Source organism: Auritidibacter sp. NML130574 (genome assembly GCF_003185725.2).
GTDB lineage: Bacteria > Actinomycetota > Actinomycetes > Actinomycetales > Micrococcaceae > Auritidibacter > Auritidibacter ignavus.
In genome coordinates this window covers 1,370,891-1,390,775 of the sequence record NZ_CP031746.1, presented here as the reverse complement: position 1 = coordinate 1,390,775, position 19,885 = coordinate 1,370,891, and the positions used below count along the sequence as shown (strand labels likewise).

Here is a 19,885-nt window from a genome sequence, read left to right as displayed (position 1 = left end):
CATGACCGACCACGAAACACCATCGTCCGATCACACCGACCGCACCGAGCCTGTCGAAAACGCTGAGCGCCTCCGCCGGGATCGCTCTCGAGCTAGGCGAGGTCGTCGTGCAGCCTCCGGGGAGAACCTTGTCGCTGAACAATACGCAGAGGCCCGCGGCGCTCGTCGTCGCGCGGTACGACGCGATCAGGCGCTGAAACGGTACCGTAAAGAGTCCGCCCGCGCGAAAACCGGTTCCTCAACCCGCCGGATGTGGATCAGCGCCCTAGCGGGTGTCGGTGCACTGGTCGTGGTGGGCGGGATCATCGGTGCCCACCAGGTGATCGATACCGCGCCGGTCTCTCTCGATACCTCGGCCCGTCCAGCCTCCATCCCCTCGGCACCGTCCCAGAGCATCTGCGCCCCGGCCCCACGGCTACCTGCCGGGGCGGGAGAAGGCGAAGACGTGCAGTTCTCCCCGGTGTCTTCCGACGCAGCCACCTCCATCAATGTGGCCGCCCGATCGGATCTGGCCGGAACCATCCCCGGACTGACTTTGCGGGCTAGCACCGACAGCGGTGTACCCGAAGATGCTGATGCCCAGTCCGGCCAGGACGCCGAAGAACTCTCGGCATCGCAACCCGAAGAAGTCCAACAGGGTGAACCCGCCAGCGCTGGAGCCGATGGAACCCCGGTGCGCCGGGCCCTGATTTCCCAGAATTCCGACGCGCTCGCAGACGAGGGCATCGCCGGGGTCATCGCCGCTGAACCCCTCGGCGGTTCCCCCGCCGTGGTGGCGGGCTCCTCGGAATTCACCGCCTCAGACGGCGACCTGCACGGCTTGAGTCTCTCCGGTTGTACCCCGGCCAGCCACCAGCAGTGGCTTACCGGCGCTGATACCACAATCGGAACCACCTCGGTGCTGTCCGTGACGAACCCCTCAGCCTCGGCTGCCGCCGTCGACATCTCGCTCTACGACACAGATGGTCCCGTAGCGGCCACGGGAGTCTCTGGAATTACCCTGGCGCCGGACCAGACCCGTAGTTTCGTGCTGGGTGGTCTCGCTGCCGATGCCTCCGACCTGGCAGTGGGGATCTCCTCCACCGGCGGGGCGGTTTCCGCCTCGATCCAGCACCACCGCCTCGACGGGGTGGATCCGGTAGGAGTTGACACCATTCAAGCTGTGGACTCCCTGGAGAACCGAGTGGTGATCCCCGGGATTGTCGTGGATCCCGACAACGACACCGCCGGTGCCGACCCCAGCCTCAGTATTGCTTCCCCATTAGCGGACGCATCGGTCGAGGTCCAGATCGTCGACGAAGACGGTGTGGTCGCCGGCGCGGTTCCTGACACGGTCGACGTCGATACCGCAACGGTGTCCACCCTCGATTTGAGCGAACTAGATACCGGGACCTATTCGGTCTACCTGGTCTCCGATGCTCCCGTGGTCGCCTCCGGCACCGGGACCACCTCGGATACCGGACCCGACCACGAAGTGTCCTCGGTAGCCTCGGCCCCGGCTTTAGGCTTCGACCAGGTGGTACCCCTTGGATCAGCCGGTGACTCGCAGCTGGTTTTCACCGCCCCCGAAGACGCCGAAGTCACCGTCACACCGATCGATCGCGAGGGCGAGATCGGGGAAGACCAAACCGAAACTATAGCCGCCAACACTTCCGTACCGGTCAGCTTTGACGACGACGCCGCCGGTGTTGCGATTTCCACAGACTCCTCGGAAGTCTACGCTGCCGTGACCACAACGTCCTCGCAGGGAATTTCGGCCTATCCGGTGGTGGGGCCACAAGCAGCTCCGGCCGGTGCCCCGGTGCGAATCGGCTGGTAACAGGCCGGTGCTCATCCGCACTTCAAGGGATATCGACGGGCCACCGGGCGTTGGGCCGGGCGTGGTGTTGGTGAAATCCACCAGGTACCGCGAGTACAGTATGTGGAGTGGCAACCATACGACAGTGTTCGAAAACAGGGTGTAAATCTCCGGCAGCAGCGACGCTGACCTTCAACTACCGTGATTCCACGGTCGTGGTCGGTCCCATGTCGCAACGAGCCGAACCACACGCCCATGACCTGTGCGCTCGCCACGCTGTGGAAATGACCGCCCCGGTGGGATGGGAAATGATGCGGTTATTCCCCGATGAGAACGCGGTTCCCACCCCGGAACCGCCCGCTGATCCAGATGATTTGCTCGCGCTGGCCCATGCGGTGAGTCGGCCCTCCACCGACCCTGCCCAGACAGAATCCGAGCCGCCCGAGGCCTCATCGACCACCGAGGAACTCGACAAAGACCCCGGTCGCACGGATCGTAGTGTTGAATCGGCACACACCGATACTGCCTCCGGTTTACGTCGCCCTGAAGCTATGGGGCCCGAGGGGCCGGCACGACCGTTACACGCCTCCGGTGGAGAAGCTCCCGGGCTACGGCTGGTCAAACAACCCCGCCCCCGGTATCGCGAAAGCTGAATCTGCCAGAACATTCTGGTCGTCATGTCGAAATTTACCGTCTGAGGCCCACCATCGTCCTGTACCGGATACGCTGGGAGCTATGAGCATTAACCCTGCAGCAGATCCTGCCTTCTCTAATCCCACGACCGTTGCCAACGCGCCCTTTGATTTCGCGATTCGTGACATCAATCTCGCAGCAGCTGGCCGGCACCAAATCCGGCTGGCAGAACAAGAAATGCCGGGCTTGATGGCCCTGCGGGAAGAATACGGGGAATCCCAGCCACTAGCCGGGGCCCGTATTGCCGGGTCGATTCACATGACGGTCCAGACCGCCGTGCTCATCGAGACTTTGGTGGCCCTGGGGGCCGAGGTGCGTTGGGCCTCGTGCAATATTTTCTCCACCCAGGACGAAGCCGCAGCTGCCATTGTGGTCGGTGAGGGAACTCCCCAGGCTCCCGCCGGGGTGCCGGTATTTGCCTGGAAGAATGAGTCTTTGGCCGAATACTGGTGGGCAGCAGATCAAATCTTTGCCTGGCCTGAGGGGACCGAACCAAACATGATCCTCGACGATGGGGGAGACGCCACCATGCTGGTGCACAAAGGCGTGGAATGTGAAGCCGCAGGAGCAGTTCCGTCTCCCAGCGAAGAGGACTCGGAAGAATATGGTGAGGTGCTCAAGGTCCTGGCCACCTCCCTGGAGGCCGACCCGCAACGTTTCACCCGTCTGTCGCGCGAACTACGCGGCGTGACCGAAGAGACCACCACCGGTGTACTGCGGTTGAACCAGTTGGCTGAATCCGGTGAGTTGTTATTCCCTGCTATGAACGTCAACGACTCGGTCACCAAGTCTAAGTTCGATAATAAGTACGGCATTCGCCACTCGTTACCCGACGGCATTAACCGTGGCACCGACGTGTTGCTGGGAGGCAAGACGGTCGTGGTGGCTGGGTATGGTGACGTGGGCAAGGGAGCAGCCGAGGCCCTCTCCGGTCAAGGCTCTCGAGTGATCGTCACCGAGATCGACCCGATTACCGCCCTGCAGGCGGCCATGGATGGCTACCAAGTGGCTCGGTTGGAAGACGTGGTCTCTACCGCCGATATTTTCATCACTGCTACCGGTGGCCGGGACATTATCATGGCCGAGCACATGCAACAGATGAAAGATAAAGCCATCGTCGGAAACGTCGGGCACTTCGATAATGAGATCGATATGGCCGGTCTCGCCCGGATTCCCGGAATTAAGAAAGTGGAAATCAAACCGCAGGTCCACGAATGGGTTTTCGAACCCGGCGCTGAGAACGAGCACTCGGTGATTGTGCTTTCTGAGGGGCGACTGCTGAACCTGGGCAACGCCACCGGCCACCCTTCTTTCGTGATGTCAGCATCGTTCACAAACCAGGTGATGGCTCAGATCGAGCTCTTCCACTCTCAAGGTGATGCCGGTTCGATTACCGGCCAGACGTATCCGATCGGGGTCTACACGTTACCGCGCATTCTTGACGAAAAGGTCGCACGGTTGCACCTTGGGGCCCTTGGGGCGCAACTGACCGAATTGACAAAGACACAGGCCGAGTACCTGGGCGTCGACGTCGCGGGGCCGTATAAGTCCGAGGACTACCGCTACTGACCCCTGTTGACGAGTAGCGACGGCCGGTACCGAAGCGGGTATAGATACTCCTTTTCCGGTGCCGGCCGTGGTCGCGCTTAGTGTTGGTTGAGCTCAGCTGAGAGCTGGCGCTGGGACTGCTGACGGCTGATCAATAGCTGATAGTCACGGTTGCGCCGTTCGGCCACCACCGCGTGGAGATACACCCTCGGCGGTGTTTGAGCAGGTGGCGCCGGGGAGACATAAGGATCCACTAGTTGAAGCAACCGTTGAGTATGCAGGTTCTGGGCCTGTGGGGTCATCCGCGAAAAGTTTCGCAAGTACTGGTTGATTTCTACCAGTAATTCATCGGGTATGCGTCCGACATCGGCGATCTGGGCCCATCGATGTAGTTCTGCTGGCACGGTCGGCAACGGCTCAGGAAGTCGCGGTTGCCGGTCGTGAATCACATAGGTTCCTGCCATCATGTCGCCGAGACGTTTTCCGCGATCATTGAGAATGGCACTGATGAGTGCCACGGAGCCCAAGGTCAGCAACAATTCGAAAAACCCGGTCAGCGTGCGGATGAGGCTGTGTCGAAAAACGACGGTTCCGCCGTCGTCACGGATTACTCGGGTGCCGAAAATCAATTTGCCCACCGATTTTCCGCCCGAGACCGTTTCCACCGTGAGGGGAATCAGCACGAACCAGAAGACAACGGTGAGAAGGCTAAACATTCCCAACGCGGCCATATCTAACTGTTCGATGACGCTGGCCAAGACAACAAAAGTGGCCCACAGTCCGACCGCACTGAGCAAAATGTCGATGATTGTCGACATGCCACGCACGAAGACGGTAGCTGGGTTCAAGTGCAGAAGAACCGCCTGACCGGTCACGACCGAGGTGGAGTTGCTCACGGCGCCAAACTTTCGACTCGCTGAAGTGATGGTACTTCTTCAGCATAGCGGGTAGCCTGGCCTCGTGGACTTAGAGGCATACACGGCAGTGAATCGCGGTGACTGGGAGCGGCTTCAGACCTTGTCGAGAACCCGCCGACTCACTGCGGCCGAAATCGATGAGCTGACCGAACTCTATGGGGTGGCATCCACTCACCTGTCGGTCATCCAGGCCCAAGACCCACATGGCCCCCAGGCTCGCGGACTGTCACTCATTGTCGCCGGCGCCCGACAACGGCTCAGCTCTACCCCGGGAGATTTCACCCGGGCGTTTACGGACTTTGTGATCTATCGGCTCCCGTATGCTTTCTACACAATTCGCTGGTTGACCCTTGTGCTCGGGGCGCTCTTTTGTGCGGTAGCCACCGCTTATGGGGCTTGGGTGTATCAACACCCCGAAGTCGCCAATGCTCTGATGTCCGAACAACAACAAGAAATCTACGTGGAACACGAGTTTGTGGGTTATTACTCGCAGAACCCTGCCGCCTCCTTCGCTGGACAAGTCTGGACCAATAACGCCTGGATCGCCGCCCAAGAGGTTGCCTTCGGGATTACCGGGTTCTTCGTGCCTGTAGTGCTCTACCTTAACGCCGCGAATGTCGGGGTTGCTGGTGGCATCATGGCCCGCCACGGTGAAATCGACACCTTCTTCAATTACATTCTGCCCCACGGCTATATGGAACTTACCGCCATTTTTATTGCCGGCGCTGCCGGGCTGTACATCTTTTGGTCCTGGGTGGCGCCGGGCCGACACACCAGGTTGTTTTCCTTAGCCAGAGCGGGGCGAATGTTGATTACCGTGGCCATCGGTTTGGTGGTCGTGCTCTTTGTTTCTGGCCTGGTCGAAGGGTTCGTGACCCCCGCCGAGATACCCGACGTCTTGCGTCACGGTATTGGCCTGCTGGTTCTTGCCGCTTATTGGTGCTACACCTGGATTCTGGGAGCTCGGGCGGCACGGATGAACTTGGACGCCGACGTGGGGCAATACGATGGTGGAACCGTAGAACTTACCGCCTAAATTCGGACTTTCACGCTGGCTGGAGCTCTCTCAGCACACCATTTCCGCCACGTGTCGGTGTGGCCCAGAAATGACCGGGGTACCGACGACTACTGTGGGGGACAACGAGTGCTACCCGTTGCTATTCACCCGCGTCGCGGAAAGAGGTTTCTTGTCGATGTCTGACAAAACATCACCCACCCCCGATGAGGCCCCAGAGTTTGGATCTGGCATTGACTACGCCCGTTTTCAGGAACCCGACGACGCTGAGAGCGCGGACGAGCAGAACACGACCGAGTCCTCTCCCACAGCATCGTCGCCACAGTCCACCCGGGACACCTCGGAATCAACCCCGCTCTACAGCCAGCTCTCCGAACAGGACACGGTGAGTCATGACTCGGTGGATCAACCCACCCACCCAATCCAGACCCTCCAGCCTGACGCTGAGCCCTCATCCGCCCCCCGGGACTCTGACGAATCGTCTCGGACAACCCCTCCGGCGGACCCTCACGACTCCGGATCGGCCACGGCCGCAGCCACCACTGCCATGCCGAACTTCCTTAAAGACCATGACGACAGGTCCTCGCTCGACCGTACTCAGGCTCTCGACGATGGAGTAAGTAACAGCACCACGATGGCCGAGTCTGAAACGGTGTACGAAACCCGGGCCAGCCGGCGACGGCCTAACGCGCAGGCTGAGCTACCTCAGCCCGAAGCTACGGGGACTGTTGACGTTGCCGGCGTCGCTGGTGCTACCCCTGTTGCTGAACCAGCAACAGCAACCGGAACGCAGCACAACCTGCTGGCAGACCACGACGGTCTACCGGCAGACACCCGGGAAGATCGGGTAGCCGAACAACAACGCCTCCTCACAGACGCGCAGGCGCGTCTTGCTGCCCGCGCCCAAGCACTTGAAGGACCCAAGACTCTCTCCCGGATCCTGCAAACTGTGCTGGCAATCATTGCCCCCATTGCCTTCTTAACCGTGGTCATTCGCGCCGTGGCTTCACCCTTATTTCTCTGGGTTGAATACCACCGACCCGGGTTCCCCGCCGATGACTTTGGCCTGACGACCACTGAACGGCTCGACTACGGTTCCTATGGGTTGGATTACCTGTTTAACCTCGCCTCACCCAACTACCTGGCGTCATTGACCTTCGCCGATGGGTCACCACTGTTCACCCAGGACGAGGTCTCTCACATGGCAGACGTCAAGTCGGTGATGCTAACCTCGATGCTGATCGGAGCCGTATTGGTCATCGCTTCGGCGATCATCATGGTGGTGCTTTCTCGGATCTCGAAAGGCGCCATTCGCCGTTCACTGTTTGTGGCCAGCATCTGGCTGTTGCTCGTGATCGTGGTTCTAGGCGTGCTGGCCATCATCGCCTGGCAGGATTTCTTCGCCGGCTTCCACGCGCTGTTCTTCGCTGACGGAACGTGGACTTTCTACGCTTCCGATACCCTGATCCGGTTGTACCCCAATCAGTTCTGGATCGACGCCGGTCTCGCCGTCGGAGCGCTGACGGTGTTGACCGCGGTGATCACGCTGGTGGCAACCTGGCCGACGAAGCGCCGGAAAAAGCGCTCCGCCCAAACCCAGCTCATGATGCTGGCAGCCCGCCAGCAGTGGCCGACGACCGACGGGAAGGTCACCGAGGTCAGCTTGGAAGAAGGATCTCGCCCTGGGCGTTAAGTAGTACGCTATAAATTCCTGGCAGAGTCGGAGGAGTACAGGCTCTCGATCTGGTCCTGGAAGTCCTCAATGACCCGGTTGCGCTGGAGCTTAGCCGCTGGAGTGACGTACCCGTACTGCGGAGGACGTCGAGAGAGCATTTGCCAGGGAAATAACGGAGCCATGATGGCAATGGGTCTTACACGTTAGGGGCTATTTCCAGGCATGGAGCTGGTGTAGCACGGGGCGGACATGACGCCGATGGCTCCGCGAGCACGTAGCCTAAAGCGCCAGATACTATAATGTGAAGCGCCTTATAGCATAAGAATACCGGAGGGGACGACGACTCAGGTCCGACGCGCGGCGAGCATAAGTCCCGTTAGTTCCCACGGCTCGATAGCCTCGGGCCATGCAGGCAGTGTGCCCGTTGGGCTCCATGCGATCACCCAAGACTCGCGTTCACGATCGGAGGCGCCACCATGACCACCTTCGTCGCGGTGACCGTGATCGGTAGTGAGCACGATGAGCCAGTCTTCACCTTGTGCGGCGCGGTGACTGACGGCTTCAACAAGCCGTGAGACATGAGCGTCCACTCGACGAATTGCGTCGCGGTACTCTTCACCGCGTAGTCCATACACGTGCCCAGAGTCGTCAATATCACAGAAATAGACAAAACCGACGTCAAAGGCCTCATGGTAGGTAATCTTGGCTGTCGCGATGTCGGCGATCTCCGCATCGATGCGTTGGTAGCCGTATGTTTCGCCATCGCGAATGACAATATTGTGTAGTCCCGCATACTGTTGTTCGATCCTTGGGTGAATGATCGGCCCGAGACCGGTAGGATCAACGAGCACAGGCCAACCGGCAGCAGCGAAGGTGCGGGTAGATTGGTCTTCATAGAAGGCCTGGGCTAGGAAATCCGGGTAGTTCCAAGTCCGCCCACCGACTCCCGAATTATCTTTGAGACCGTGCTGTTCGTGTGTAGCGCCCGTGAGAATTGATCCCCAGCCAGGTGCTGAAATAGTTGGAACTTCCATTGTCATCGATGACCAGGATCCGTCTTGGGCAAGGCGAGTCATCGTCCTACCTACACCGTTTTCCGTCACGATCTCCCAACGACAGCCATCGACACCGATGAGCAGAAGATGACGGGCAGCTGACAAGCGCTCTGTCGAATTTGAGCCTGAGTTGCGTAGGATTGAGTTCATTTTTGAAACCACACTTCCCTTAGTCGTTCGAGCAGGTCTCGTTCCTCTTGGGTCGCTGTATCAACGACGGTGTCCTCGCGAGTAATGCGCAACGCGACAGTATCTCCGATATTAAATTGGTCTGAATCCCTCGACGGCATATCTACGCGAAGGTTTCCCTGACCGGATGGGCCTTCGATGATTACCGAGGTGAACATTCCCCGTAGTTGTCGGTCCATCACGGTGTACCGACCGTTAGCTTCCTGGCTCATGACCAATTGCTCGGGGCGGAGTAAAGCCGTGGCTACATCTCCAATAGATTTAGCGGCTTCTCGATTGACGATCTTGAGATTCGTATCGAGAACACGGATGGCGTCTCCCGAGACCAGCCCAACGACTCGATTTGAAACACCGACAAATTGCGAGATGAAGGGACTTTGCGGATGAATGTAAAGCTCATCGGGTGACCCTATTTGCTCTATTTTTCCGTCGTACATCACGCCGACGCGGTCCGCCATAGTGATTGCTTCTTCTTGATCGTGAGTGACCATCAGGGTGGCTATCCCTCTGCTTTGCTGGATCCGCCGAATCTCATCGCGAAGTTGGACGCGCACCTTCGCATCGAGAGCAGAAAGAGGCTCATCTAGCAACAAGACGTCAGGTTCGATGGCCAGAGCACGCGCGAGAGCTACACGTTGTTGTTGACCGCCCGAGAGTTGCTTAGGAAACTTGTCCATATGATTCTCGAGGCCTACGAGTTCAAGTAAGGTCTTTGCGCGGGCAGTTCGTGAACTCTTCGCCTGACCTCGAATTTTTAGTCCGTAAGCGACGTTGTCAACGGCGGTGAGGTGAGGGAATAGCGAATAGGCTTGAAAAACGATGCCCATGTTGCGTTCCCGTGTCGGCTTGGAAGCGACGTTTTTCCCTGCGATGAGAACTTCGCCGGAATCGGCTGGTTCCAGTCCGGCAAGTACCCGCAAACAAGTCGATTTTCCCGATCCAGAGGGGCCAAGAAGCGCGACGAGCTCGCCCTCGTCAATATGGATATTCAAGTTGTCGAGAACCGTTACGCCGTCGTATGACTTCACAATGTTGCGCAACTCGACACGGTGGTGCTGAGGCATGCTCGGTCCCTTCGATGCTGTTAGTTTTTCCGTTGTTTGTCGCTGAGATTAGCTACCGCAGATATCGAGACGAGTAAGAGCCAAGTGACGATAGTGACGATAAATGATAAGGCCGCTACCCCCTTGGGCGACGTGGACGATACCTCTACCATGTACACAGGGAAGGTGTAGTGAAGCAGAAGAGAAGCCATTGCGAATTCGCTGAAGACTCCGGAGATGCACAGTAAGGAGGCAGAGAGCATGGCGACTCGTAGATTTGGTACGACAACCTGCGTCAGGGTGGTCCATGTACTCGCGCCTAGCGAAGACGAGGCTGCGAAGATAGTGCGGAGGTCCAGAGACTTCACACCGGCATCGATAGCTCGATAACACAGTGGCATCACGATGATGACGTAAAGCGGTACTAACGACCACATCGACGTGATGAAGCCGGGGGCGATAGCACGGTAGAATTCTGAAACGCCTGAAACTAGGGCTACCGGTGGAACCACCATCGGAAGGACAGAAAAGATCTCAGCGACTTTCCCTAATTGCGGTGCGTTGATGTTTAGGAACACGATGGTGGGGACAAGCAACACAAGCATGAGGATTGTTGTTGCAAGTGTGAGAAGAAGCGTATTGACAATTGCTTCGCCTGCACCATCAATAGAGAGCACCTCCACCAAGGGCGCAAATGTAAACGGTTGGTCCGGGCGGGAGAAACCGTAAATAGCGGCTGCCAGCCAGGGCACGAGTAGCCCGACGAAGGCGACGACGAGAATCGCCACGGAAATTCCGTTGTAGTCCCCCGAAGAGCGCAAGCCTTGTGCTTTACGTCCATTCAGTGGCACCGGGTTGGGGACTTTCGGTTGCTTCACCCCGGCGTCTAGTTGCCGAGCCATTGATCACTCTTTCTCATGAGATAGAAGCGAATGCCCATTGCCGCAAGAATGATGACCATCATCCACGTCACGAGAGCGGCGGCTAAGCCTGGGTTCAATAGGACGTTTCCGCTGATGTAGAAACCGATCAAGATCGGAACAAGGCTCAGACCGCCTCCAGACAGAGCATAGGCGGTTGCGTACGCTGCGAATGCATTGGCGAAGAGCAACAGGAAAGAGCCGAGAAGAGATGGCCACAATACTGGTATGACAACGTCGCGCAGATAGTCAGCGCGTGTCGCACCGAGCGATTCTGCGGCTTCTCGCCATTGCTTCTTGATACCGCCCATTGCCGGGAGCATGAGGATGGCCATCAACGGAATCTGGAAGTAGAGATACACGAGGGTGACTCCCCAGAATCCTGTAATTTCGAAATCAGAGAGTAGCCTCGGGGCGATGCTGTCCAAAGCTACGGTCATGATTCCTTGGGCCCCTAATAAAGCTATAAAGCCGTATGCCAAGGAAACGCCACCGGATTGTGAAGCCAGAGCAGCAAAGCTGTTGACCAGGTAAGTCAGCCAGGCCGGTTTGGGGGCGTTTTGCAGCGCCCATGCCAAGACAACCCCGATGACAGCGCCGATGATGGCGGTGAGGAAAGACAGGCTGAGCGTTACCAGAAAAGCCGAGCGGTGAGTCTCGTTTATCGCCTCTGTCATTGCCGAGAGGGTGAAACTTCCGCTCGGCGACGAGAAAGCAGCGATGGTGTTAGCGATGAGCGGGAACACCAAGAAGGCTGCGACAAACAGAAAGAACGGGAGGGCGCCAAGCCAGGAACCGAAGGAAAGCGAGGCGAAGGGCAGACGGCGTCGCTTCGGCTTCTCCTCCTGTTCCTGGCTGACGGGATGAGTGATAGAAGTCATGAGGCTAACTACTGAACTTTCTGAGCCCACTGCTCGGCGATTACCGCGTTGGCGGCGTCACCCTGCTCTGCGTTTGGAAGCTCTACTTGAGCAACAATATCCGGATCGGGCAAGGAGTCCAGGGCTTCGTCGGACAGCTTCCCTTCTTCCTCCAACTCGTTAAAGCGGGCCGGGATCGCGCCGCCGAGCGCGTATTGCTCAGCTCCTTCGTCAGAAGTTAGCCAGTCAACCCAGAGCCGAGCGGCATTCGGTTGCGGAGAGCCGATGGTGACCGGTTGCGCGTAGTAGTTGCCGAAGACTCCGTCTTCGAGAACGAAGTACTCAAAATTCACACCGTCAGCCTTGAGCTGATCTTCCCGACCGAGCCAGTTGTAGTTCCAGTCGAAGATGATTGCAGCTTCGCCTTGAGTCATCCCGGCTGCAGCGTCGGACACTGTGGTCAAATTCCCAGAATCTGCAAGCTCAGCGAAAAAATCTATGCCCGGTTCGATATCGTCGAGGTTGCCACCGTTGGCTAGGGATGCCGCGAAAACTGTCGCAATGGCGGAGGCTCCTTGACGAGGGTCACCTGGCAATGCGATTTGACCCTCGTATTGAGGATCAAGCAGGTCCTCGAAGGTTTCTGGAACTTCGTCGACCATATCCATGTTCACGCCGATCGAAATCACGCCATAGTACGAGCCGACCCACTCGCCGTCGGGATGCTTAAGGTCATCCGGGATTGAGTCCCAGTAAGAGGGTTTGTAAGGCTCGATGAGTTCTTGGTCGATGGCCGAATTTGTGAAGGAATAGCCGATATCTAGAACGTCTGGTTGGTTGTCCTGTCCACGCAGGTTCTCGACTGCCTGTAGTTCCTCTGCAGACGATGCGTCGGGCGAGTCGACGACTACGTCCACGCCGTATTTCTCTTCAAAGCCTTCGAAATGGCCGGCATAGTTCGCCCATGTCTCCGGGTATGCGATCAGCCGCACCTGGCCTTCCTCTTGGGCTTTGGCTGTGATTTCGTCGATGTTCTCGCCAATGTCTTCGGGGGCAGTCTCTGCTCCGGACGGGCCACAGGCTACTAGGGATGCGCCCAGAGCTGCACCGGTAATGGCGGTACCTACTGCGCGAAAAACCGGCTTCTTCGTGATGAGATGCATGAGCTTCCTTTCGAGTGAACTTGGCAAACCCTATGGTTGCTGTCGGATACTCATGCTTACATCTCCAAGAAACGAGTAAGTAGTCTACAACCCAATGTTGTATTAACGTTTTTATAATTTTGTCTAGACCTTTTATCGCGAGCAGGTGCCCCATACACTGTAGGCTATGATGAACGACACGACCGCGGGCTTGCTCCGTAGTAGCGAAGGTATACTTTTCGATTTCAATGGGACGCTCAGTGACGATGAGGACCTCTTAGCTGAGTGCTACGACGATGCTCTCCAAGCAATGAATTTACGTGCTTTGGGGACTCACGAGTACGACGAATTGGTTGGGCTGAGCGAGCACGATATCGCCACTTCCTTGGTCAGGAACCGAGTTGATGATGCAAGAGTTGTGACGGTGTCTGACGTTTTGCTAGATAAATTCGCTACCGCTTACCGGGCAGAGTGCACACGCGAACCGCGAGTCTCGGCGAGGACAGTGTCTATAATCGAGGAGCTGTCGGTGAGTCACAGATTAGGCATAGTGACTGGTACGCTCCGGCGCCTTATTGAACCCGTCTTGCGTGATCTCTCGATCGATCAGCACTTTGAGACGGTCCTCACGATTGAGGACGTAAGTGAGGGGAAACCTGCGCCCGATGGTTTTCTTCTCGGCGCACGCCGGCTAGGACTCTTACCCGCGCACATTCTTGTGTTCGAAGATTCCGGTGCGGGCGTTCGTGCTGCGAAGGAGGCCGGGATGAAGGTTATCGGGGTCGGGAAGATACAGGGAGCCGACTCATCGCTATCGAAGATAGAAGACCTTGCCTCTCACCTTTCCTGACCATGACTGGCGACATTCTCTGGTCCGGTGCGGACCAGAATCCGTGCGCTGTCGAAGCGCATGAGATCCTCCGAATACTCGACGGCCTCTCTGGTCGCGTCACGAGCTATTCGCAGGATACGTAGCAACTGGGTAGTCTGGCTGACTCTCATTTGCCTCTTTTCCTCGGTGGAGGCAGTCGCGAGCACTATTTCCTCAGACTTATCTACTGGTGCTCGACCCAGTCGGGCCAGCAATTCGTATATAGACTGACTCAGGTCCCGGTTCAATAAGGTCGGCACGCGATGCTTCGGGAAGTAAGAGTTTTCTAGTATTACAGGTTTATCTCTGATTGACCGTAGTCGGCGGATATTGTAAACGGCGTTTCCAACCTCGATATCCAGTGCACGGGCTACCGTTTCGGACGCTGCAATCTCCTTCGCTACGAGGACCTGCGACTCCACCGTGTGTCCACGTTCCCTTAGTTGTGGCAAATAGCCGTCCATACGGGTCATCTCGATCAAGGGAGCATCGGCTCGAATAAAAGTTCCGCCGTTTCTGCCTCTTTTACTCTCGATGAGGCCTTCGCTCCTCAGAATATAGAGAGCCTGACGGGCGGTAATTCTAGCCACGCCGAATTCTGCAGCTAGAGCCGTCTCAGAAGGTAGTCGGTCTCCCGGCACCAGCTCTCCGCTATCCACACGGTCCCGCAAGGTATCCGCGATGTGCTGGTATCGCGGAGCGTGCAATGACGACATTGTCCCATCCCCTCTCGGCCCTCAATGATATGGCACTTCTTCCTGCTAGAGCAGATCGTGCCGGGGCATGTCTTGCAACGTTGTAGGGCAGGTGTCGTGATGTTCGAAGGCTGAATCCCGGGCTTACCATTTTGGCGGCTCTTAATGACGGATGGCCCGAGTGGCGGAGTCGCACCGTCCAGGCAAGACTGTGCCCCTGTTTCTCATACGCGAGGAATCTTCGAAGCGGTCTTGTCTTGCTGTCGGCATGGCGATCACTTGATCGAACTTTCATGACCTTGCGCTACTGGCAGTCAGCGTACCGACGTTACAACGCGTCTACCAATGGTGGAATAGTCGACCTCAACTTCGGATATTTATTGACCAGCCGAGTACGAAAGACCGATCCAATGGTAATTACCGATCTACTATACACTGCAATGAAGTAGTAAACGCATCACAAACCGATCGCGTCGAGCCGGCGGGAGGCCCGTTTAAGTCAGTTCCGTTGTTGAGAACTTTCAAGAGTGTCAGTCGGAATGAATGGCTAGCTAGCAGGCAAGAGGTCATGTCTGTGAATAAGGAAGAAATTTAGCTAAAGGACGCTCCTCTTTTCACCTGTTGATGTTCTTGAGGTGCCAGAGTAGCAGAATCAATGTGTTCTCTCTGCGGAAAGAATCTGCGTTTTACGGTGCATGAATTTGCACAATGGGAGTGTGCTCGCATGTGAAGAGGATTCCTGAATGCTGGCAGCCCGCCAGCAGTGGCCGACGACCGACGGGAAGGTCACCGAGGTCAGCTTGGAAGAAGGATCTCGCCCTGGGCGTTAAGTAGTACGCTATAGATTCCTGGCAGAGCCGGAGGAATACAGGCCCTCGATCTGGTCCTGGAAGTCCTCAATGACCCGGTTGCGCTGGAGCTTAGCCGCTGGAGTGACATAGCCGGCTTCCTGGGTCAGCTCGGCGGAGATGATCTTAAACTTCCGGACCGACTCTGCCCGAGACACCGACTCGTTGGCCTGATCGATATACTGTTGGATCTCCTCGCGGACCTGCTCATCAGTGGCCGCCTCAGCCAAGCTGAGCGGATGCCGGTCGTGCTGTTGGCACCAGTGCTTCAGCGCATCGGTATCTAGTGCGATCAGCGCACCCACAAACGGACGGTTATTGCCCACCACAACAGTCTGGTCGACCAGCTCGCAGGTGCGGATGGCTTCTTCCAGGGGAGTAGGTGCGACGTTCTTTCCGCCTGCGGTCACGAGCAGTTCCTTCTTCCGGCCGGTGACATATAGGTAGCCCTGGTCATCCAGGCGACCAATATCACCGGTGTGGAACCAGCCGTGCTCATCGACGGCGGATTCGCCGGAAGCCTGTGCCCCGTAGTAGCCGGGAGTGACCGCAATACCGCGCAACAGAATCTCATCGTCGTCGGCCAGCTGGACTTCCATGCCGTGCATGGGTCGGCCCACGGAACCAATGCGGGTAATCCCGGGAACATTCACCGTCGCCGGGGCGGTGGACTCGGTCAGGCCATAGCCCTCTTTGACGTGAATTCCCATACCGGAAAAGAAGTGCGCCAGTTCGGGATGTAGCGGGCTGGCACCGGAGATCGCCACTCGGGCATTGCCACCCATCAGCGCTCGGATCTTGGAAAAGACGAGCTTGTCAAACACCTTGTGCTTGAGCTTCAATGCCATGGACGGACCGGAGCCTTCTCCGCGTTGTTGAGCGTCGCAGGCAGTGGAGTACTCAATAGCGACCTGGCGGGCAGCGCGGACGATCTTCTCCTGGCCCCCTTCTCGGGCCTTGTTGATGATGCCGGCCTCGACTTTCTCCAACATGCGCGGAACCAGCAACAACCAGGTTGGGCGGAAGGACCCGATATCCCGCAACAGGTAGCCCAGGTTGGGGGTATGGGCAATCTGAATCTTGCCCACCAAACAACCAAACTGCACCGCACGTGCCAGAATGTGGGCCAACGGTAGGAACATCAGGGTCCGATTTTCCGGTGCGGCCAGGATCTCACTGGTGTACTCCAGTAGATTGGCTGCGCCCAAGGCAAGATTCCCGTGTGTGATGATGGTTCCCTTGGGGCGACCGGTGGTCCCGGACGTATAGACAATGGTAGCCGGGTCCGAGAGCGTAGCGGCGGAACGGGCCTGCTCGAGCTGCTCATCGGAGATGGTCTCGCCGTCGGTCGTCAGTGCATCGAAGAGGTCCTCGTCGAGAGCCAGCCGTTCGATGCGGGTGGATTCGGTGGCGGACTGGTTCAGCTCATCAACCGCTTTCTCAGCCGCCTGGGCCTGTAGTGTGCCCTGGTGCAAGATCACCGTGGTCCCGGAATCGGAGAGAATATGACTAATCTGGGCCGGGGAGGAGGTGTCATAGATTGGCACCGAGATTGCTCCGGCAAACCATAGCGCCTGGTCAATCACGGCCCACTGATAGGACGTCGGAGCTAACACAGCAACGAGGTCGCCGGGTTTGATGCCACGGGCAATGAGGCCTTTGGCGACCGCCCGGACGCGATCTAGAAATTCGCGATAGCTCACATCGATCCAGCCTCCGATGCCGTTGGAGAGCGCGTAGGCGGGAGCCTCGGGGCTGTGGTGGGCGGTTTTCAGCACCAAATCGGTGAGATTGGAGTCTTCGGGAAGGGAGACTTTCAACTGGGTGTTTACGTACCGCATGGGTTCCTTCTCTACTCTCGCTGAACGGTTAAGACGCATCGTTGATCAGCGGTTCTCACCGAATTAAATCCAGGACTGAATCCACATCCGCCACCGCCATTGATCATAGGGAATCTCTTCGGCGGTCCAGATCGGCATAAAGAACGCTGAGACCAGCATAATCACCAGAATATAACCTAGGACAATGACCAGATTTCGGGTTTTGGCTCGGGGATTGTGGCCGGTTTCCCACCGCAACAACCAGCCTAGGCAATAGACGATGGCCAGAATCAGGAAGGGCTCGTAAGCGATGGTGTAGAAGAAGAACATCGTCCGCTCCGGCCAGAGCACCCAGACCAGTTGTCCGGCCACATAGGCACCCAAGATGGCGCCGACGCGCCAGTCGCGCTTGGCAAACCACACCACCGTGAGGATAATAATGGCCACCGTGCCCGACCACCACAGGATGGGGTTGGCCAGATCCAGGATAGCTTCCGAACAGTGTGTTGCCCCGCAATCACCCGAACCGTCGTCGGTGGATTCGTAGTGGAAGGAGACCGGCCGGCCCATAAAGGGCCAGGTCCACGGCGACGAAGCGTAGTTGTGTCCCGAGTCCAGACCGGTATGGAAGTCGGTGGAGGCACGATGGTAGTGAAACCAAGAGCGCAACGTGTCAGGGATGAGCGATCCCAGCCACGATTCGGTAGGGTTGTCCTCGGCCCAGTGACGGTGATAGCCCCGGGAGGAGACAAACCAGCCGGTCCAGGTGGCCAGATAGGTCAGGAATCCAACTCCGACCACGCAGACGAATGCCCACAGACCATCGCGGAGAATTCCGCCCAGCGCCCAGCGCCTGATCCCGACCACGCGACGGGCGTTGAGGTCCCAGAACACCGTCATCAGCCCGAAGATTGCCACGAATGCTAGTCCGGAGAGCTTCACCGAACACCCGGCTGCCAACAAAATGCCGGCCACAATACGCCACGGACGCCACCAGATCATCGGCCCATAGCGCAGTACCTGGGACAGGGTTCCGTTGCGATAGGCGGAGTTGATTGTGTCGGCGAGTTGCCGTCGTCCATGATCACGGTCTAAGATCAGGGCGCCGAAACCAGCCAGGACGAAGAAGGACAAGAAGATATCCAGCAGACCGGTCCGGGACATGACCAGGTGGTGGCCGTCGACAGCCATCAATAATCCCGCGGTGGCGCCTAAAAAGGAAGAATGGAAGATTTTCCAGGCGATCAGTGACAAAATCAGCACCGACAAGGTTCCGACCATCGCCGAGGAAAAGCGCCAGCCGAACCCGTTATCGCTACCAAACAGTAGCATCCCCAGGCCGATCAGCCATTTGCCCAAGGGTGGGTGGACCACATAGGCGGGTTCATTGAGCGGTTCGGCCTCACCGGCGATAAAGGCGTCGTTGATGTCTTCTTCCCACTCCATCTCCACACCGAAGTGCAACAAGGAGTAGGCGTCTTTGACGTAGTAGGTTTCGTCAAAGATCAACTTGTGTGGGTGGTCGAGACGGTGGAATCGCAACAGCGCGGCCACGGCAGCGACCGCTAAAATCAGAATCCATTCCCACCGCTGGGTGGTCAGTTGCTCACCCAGTAATCGAGCACGAAGCACCGTGTCGGTATAGGCATGGTCGATAGAATCGAGCCAGGTGGGGCGAGCACCTTGCCTGGCTGTGGGAGCGGGAGTTTCTGTCAACGACACACAGAACATCGTACGTGAGAACACCCGGCGGTACGGTATTTGCGGGAGAAGAATTGAGAGGGGATCAATGAAGGGTGGCCCAGACACCGAAGCTCATGACTTGCACCAGGCGGGCGAGGGCCAGATTGTGTTGGTTGCGACGCCGATTGGAAACCTGCAGGACGCCACTGACCGGCTACGGACCGTGCTGGCTAGCGCCGAGATTATCGCCGCCGAAGACACCCGCACCACTCAACGGTTAGCTACTGCCCTAGGAGTGGAGATTCGTGGTCAACTCATCAGCCACCACGAACATAATGAACAACGGTCCACCCCGGAGCTACTGGAGAAAGTACGCCAAGGGGCCACGGTTGCGGTGGTGACCGATGCTGGCATGCCGGTGGTGTCCGACCCTGGTTTCCGTCTGGTGCAGGCGGCGGTACAAGACGGGTTGACCGTGACCTGCGCCCCGGGGGCTAGCGCGGTCACGACCGCGCTAGCAGTCTCGGGATTGCCGAGCGATCGGTTTAGCTTCGAAGGGTTTGTTCCGAAAAAACACGGCGAGAAAACGCGGTTCTTGACGGGTCTTCAGGCTCAACCGCGCACGCTGATTTTCTTTGAGTCCCCCCACCGAGTGGTCGATACGCTGCAGGTAATGACTGAGGTCTTTGGCGAAGATCAGATCGGGTGCGTGGCCCGGGAATTGACGAAACGGCACGAAGAGGTGGTGACCGCCTCCTTGCGTGAGTTATTGGGTTGGACGCAGACGGCGACGCTTCGCGGAGAGTTTGTGCTCTTACTGGCTCCAGCTGACAACCGACGGGTCGAACTCGATGACGAACAACAGCTACGGCTCGTGGACGAATTGGTTGCTACCGGGATGCGCGCTAAAGACGCCACCAAACAGATCGCACACGAATACGGCGGTTCGGCCCGGACGCTGTACAACCTCTACCAACAACGTCGGTGATCTCCTGCGACCAGGGGTTAGCTCCGACAGATCAGCCCCGGACACTCAGTGACCTGCCGGCGGGGTGACCGGTCTGGGGTGGACTGTGTCTTCCGGGGCTGTGACGAGGAATTCATCGTCGGTCG

General features: G+C 57.8%; 17 protein-coding genes. 7 read left to right on the top strand and 10 right to left on the bottom strand.

What is annotated here, in order from left to right; translation table 11 throughout:
* The first annotated feature begins 1 nt into the window (after position 1).
* The 3 genes from DCC27_RS06320 (at position 2) to ahcY (ending at position 4,060) form a co-directional block, all read left to right on the top strand.
* Positions 2-1,819, top strand: coding sequence for a DUF5719 family protein (locus tag DCC27_RS06320; protein WP_117328635.1), 1,818 nt, complete (start codon positions 2-4; stop codon positions 1,817-1,819).
* A 107-nt stretch (positions 1,820-1,926) separates the two neighbouring features.
* The gene (locus DCC27_RS06315; RefSeq protein ID WP_168186086.1) at positions 1,927-2,451 is read left to right on the top strand and encodes a DUF3499 domain-containing protein; all 525 of its coding nucleotides are present in this window, start codon (positions 1,927-1,929) and stop codon (positions 2,449-2,451) included.
* Positions 2,452-2,533: 82 nt separating this feature from the next.
* Complete coding sequence (ahcY, locus tag DCC27_RS06310) at positions 2,534-4,060, top strand: adenosylhomocysteinase (protein WP_110110571.1); 1,527 nt, start codon at positions 2,534-2,536, stop codon at positions 4,058-4,060.
* Between the two features lie 77 nt (positions 4,061-4,137).
* Here ahcY and DCC27_RS06305 read toward each other — a convergent pair whose 3' ends face one another.
* A complete protein-coding gene (locus DCC27_RS06305) occupies positions 4,138-4,935 on the bottom strand; it encodes an RDD family protein (RefSeq protein WP_110110570.1) in 798 nt (265 codons plus the stop codon).
* A gap of 64 nt (positions 4,936-4,999) precedes the next feature.
* On the opposite strand from DCC27_RS06305, the gene DCC27_RS06300 reads away from it, so the two are divergent.
* Both DCC27_RS06300 and DCC27_RS06295 read left to right on the top strand, forming a co-directional pair.
* Positions 5,000-5,992, top strand: a complete 993-nt coding sequence (locus DCC27_RS06300; protein WP_110110569.1) for a stage II sporulation protein M — start codon at positions 5,000-5,002, stop codon at positions 5,990-5,992.
* 157 nt (positions 5,993-6,149) lie between these two features.
* Positions 6,150-7,664, top strand: coding sequence for a TIGR01906 family membrane protein (locus tag DCC27_RS06295; protein WP_168186085.1), 1,515 nt, complete (start codon positions 6,150-6,152; stop codon positions 7,662-7,664).
* An 8-nt stretch (positions 7,665-7,672) separates the two neighbouring features.
* Here DCC27_RS06295 and DCC27_RS12205 read toward each other — a convergent pair whose 3' ends face one another.
* From DCC27_RS12205 to DCC27_RS06270, 6 genes are all read right to left on the bottom strand, one after another.
* Positions 7,673-7,828 (bottom strand): hypothetical protein, encoded by a 156-nt coding sequence (locus DCC27_RS12205; protein ID WP_168186084.1) that lies wholly within the window; start codon positions 7,826-7,828, stop codon positions 7,673-7,675.
* Between the two features lie 162 nt (positions 7,829-7,990).
* Positions 7,991-8,851: an alkaline phosphatase family protein gene (locus tag DCC27_RS06290; RefSeq protein WP_110110567.1), complete on the bottom strand. Its 861-nt coding sequence runs from the start codon at positions 8,849-8,851 to the stop codon at positions 7,991-7,993.
* Positions 8,848-9,954, bottom strand: a complete 1,107-nt coding sequence (locus DCC27_RS06285; protein ID WP_110110566.1) for an ABC transporter ATP-binding protein — start codon at positions 9,952-9,954, stop codon at positions 8,848-8,850. Before DCC27_RS06285 ends, DCC27_RS06290 begins: the two co-directional genes overlap by 4 nt.
* 20 nt (positions 9,955-9,974) lie before the next feature.
* Positions 9,975-10,835 carry an ABC transporter permease gene (locus tag DCC27_RS06280; protein ID WP_110110565.1) on the bottom strand — a complete coding sequence of 287 codons (861 nt, stop codon included), beginning with the start codon at positions 10,833-10,835 and terminating at the stop codon, positions 9,975-9,977.
* The gene (locus tag DCC27_RS06275) at positions 10,820-11,734 is read right to left on the bottom strand and encodes an ABC transporter permease subunit (protein ID WP_110110564.1); all 915 of its coding nucleotides are present in this window, start codon (positions 11,732-11,734) and stop codon (positions 10,820-10,822) included. The genes DCC27_RS06280 and DCC27_RS06275 overlap by 16 nt, the downstream gene beginning before the upstream one ends.
* Positions 11,735-11,742: 8 nt before the next feature.
* Complete coding sequence (locus tag DCC27_RS06270) at positions 11,743-12,876, bottom strand: ABC transporter substrate-binding protein (protein ID WP_110110563.1); 1,134 nt, start codon at positions 12,874-12,876, stop codon at positions 11,743-11,745.
* 166 nt (positions 12,877-13,042) lie between these two features.
* Between DCC27_RS06270 and DCC27_RS06265 the strand changes: the two genes are divergently transcribed.
* Positions 13,043-13,705, top strand: coding sequence for an HAD family phosphatase (locus DCC27_RS06265; protein ID WP_110110562.1), 663 nt, complete (start codon positions 13,043-13,045; stop codon positions 13,703-13,705).
* On the opposite strand, the gene DCC27_RS06260 is transcribed toward DCC27_RS06265, so the two are convergent.
* The 3 genes from DCC27_RS06260 to DCC27_RS06250 form a co-directional block, all read right to left on the bottom strand.
* The gene (locus tag DCC27_RS06260) at positions 13,693-14,442 is read right to left on the bottom strand and encodes a GntR family transcriptional regulator (RefSeq protein ID WP_110110561.1); all 750 of its coding nucleotides are present in this window, start codon (positions 14,440-14,442) and stop codon (positions 13,693-13,695) included. The two genes, DCC27_RS06265 and DCC27_RS06260, sit on opposite strands and share 13 nt — an antisense overlap.
* An 817-nt stretch (positions 14,443-15,259) precedes the next feature.
* Positions 15,260-17,110, bottom strand: a complete 1,851-nt coding sequence (locus DCC27_RS06255; RefSeq protein ID WP_110110560.1) for a long-chain fatty acid--CoA ligase — start codon at positions 17,108-17,110, stop codon at positions 15,260-15,262.
* A gap of 63 nt (positions 17,111-17,173) precedes the next feature.
* Positions 17,174-18,805: a dolichyl-phosphate-mannose--protein mannosyltransferase gene (locus DCC27_RS06250; protein ID WP_246840053.1), complete on the bottom strand. Its 1,632-nt coding sequence runs from the start codon at positions 18,803-18,805 to the stop codon at positions 17,174-17,176.
* A gap of 73 nt (positions 18,806-18,878) precedes the next feature.
* On the opposite strand from DCC27_RS06250, the gene rsmI reads away from it, so the two are divergent.
* Entirely contained in the window at positions 18,879-19,760 is an 882-nt protein-coding gene (rsmI, locus tag DCC27_RS06245) for a 16S rRNA (cytidine(1402)-2'-O)-methyltransferase (RefSeq protein ID WP_110110558.1), read from the top strand.
* Positions 19,761-19,885 lie beyond the last annotated feature (125 nt).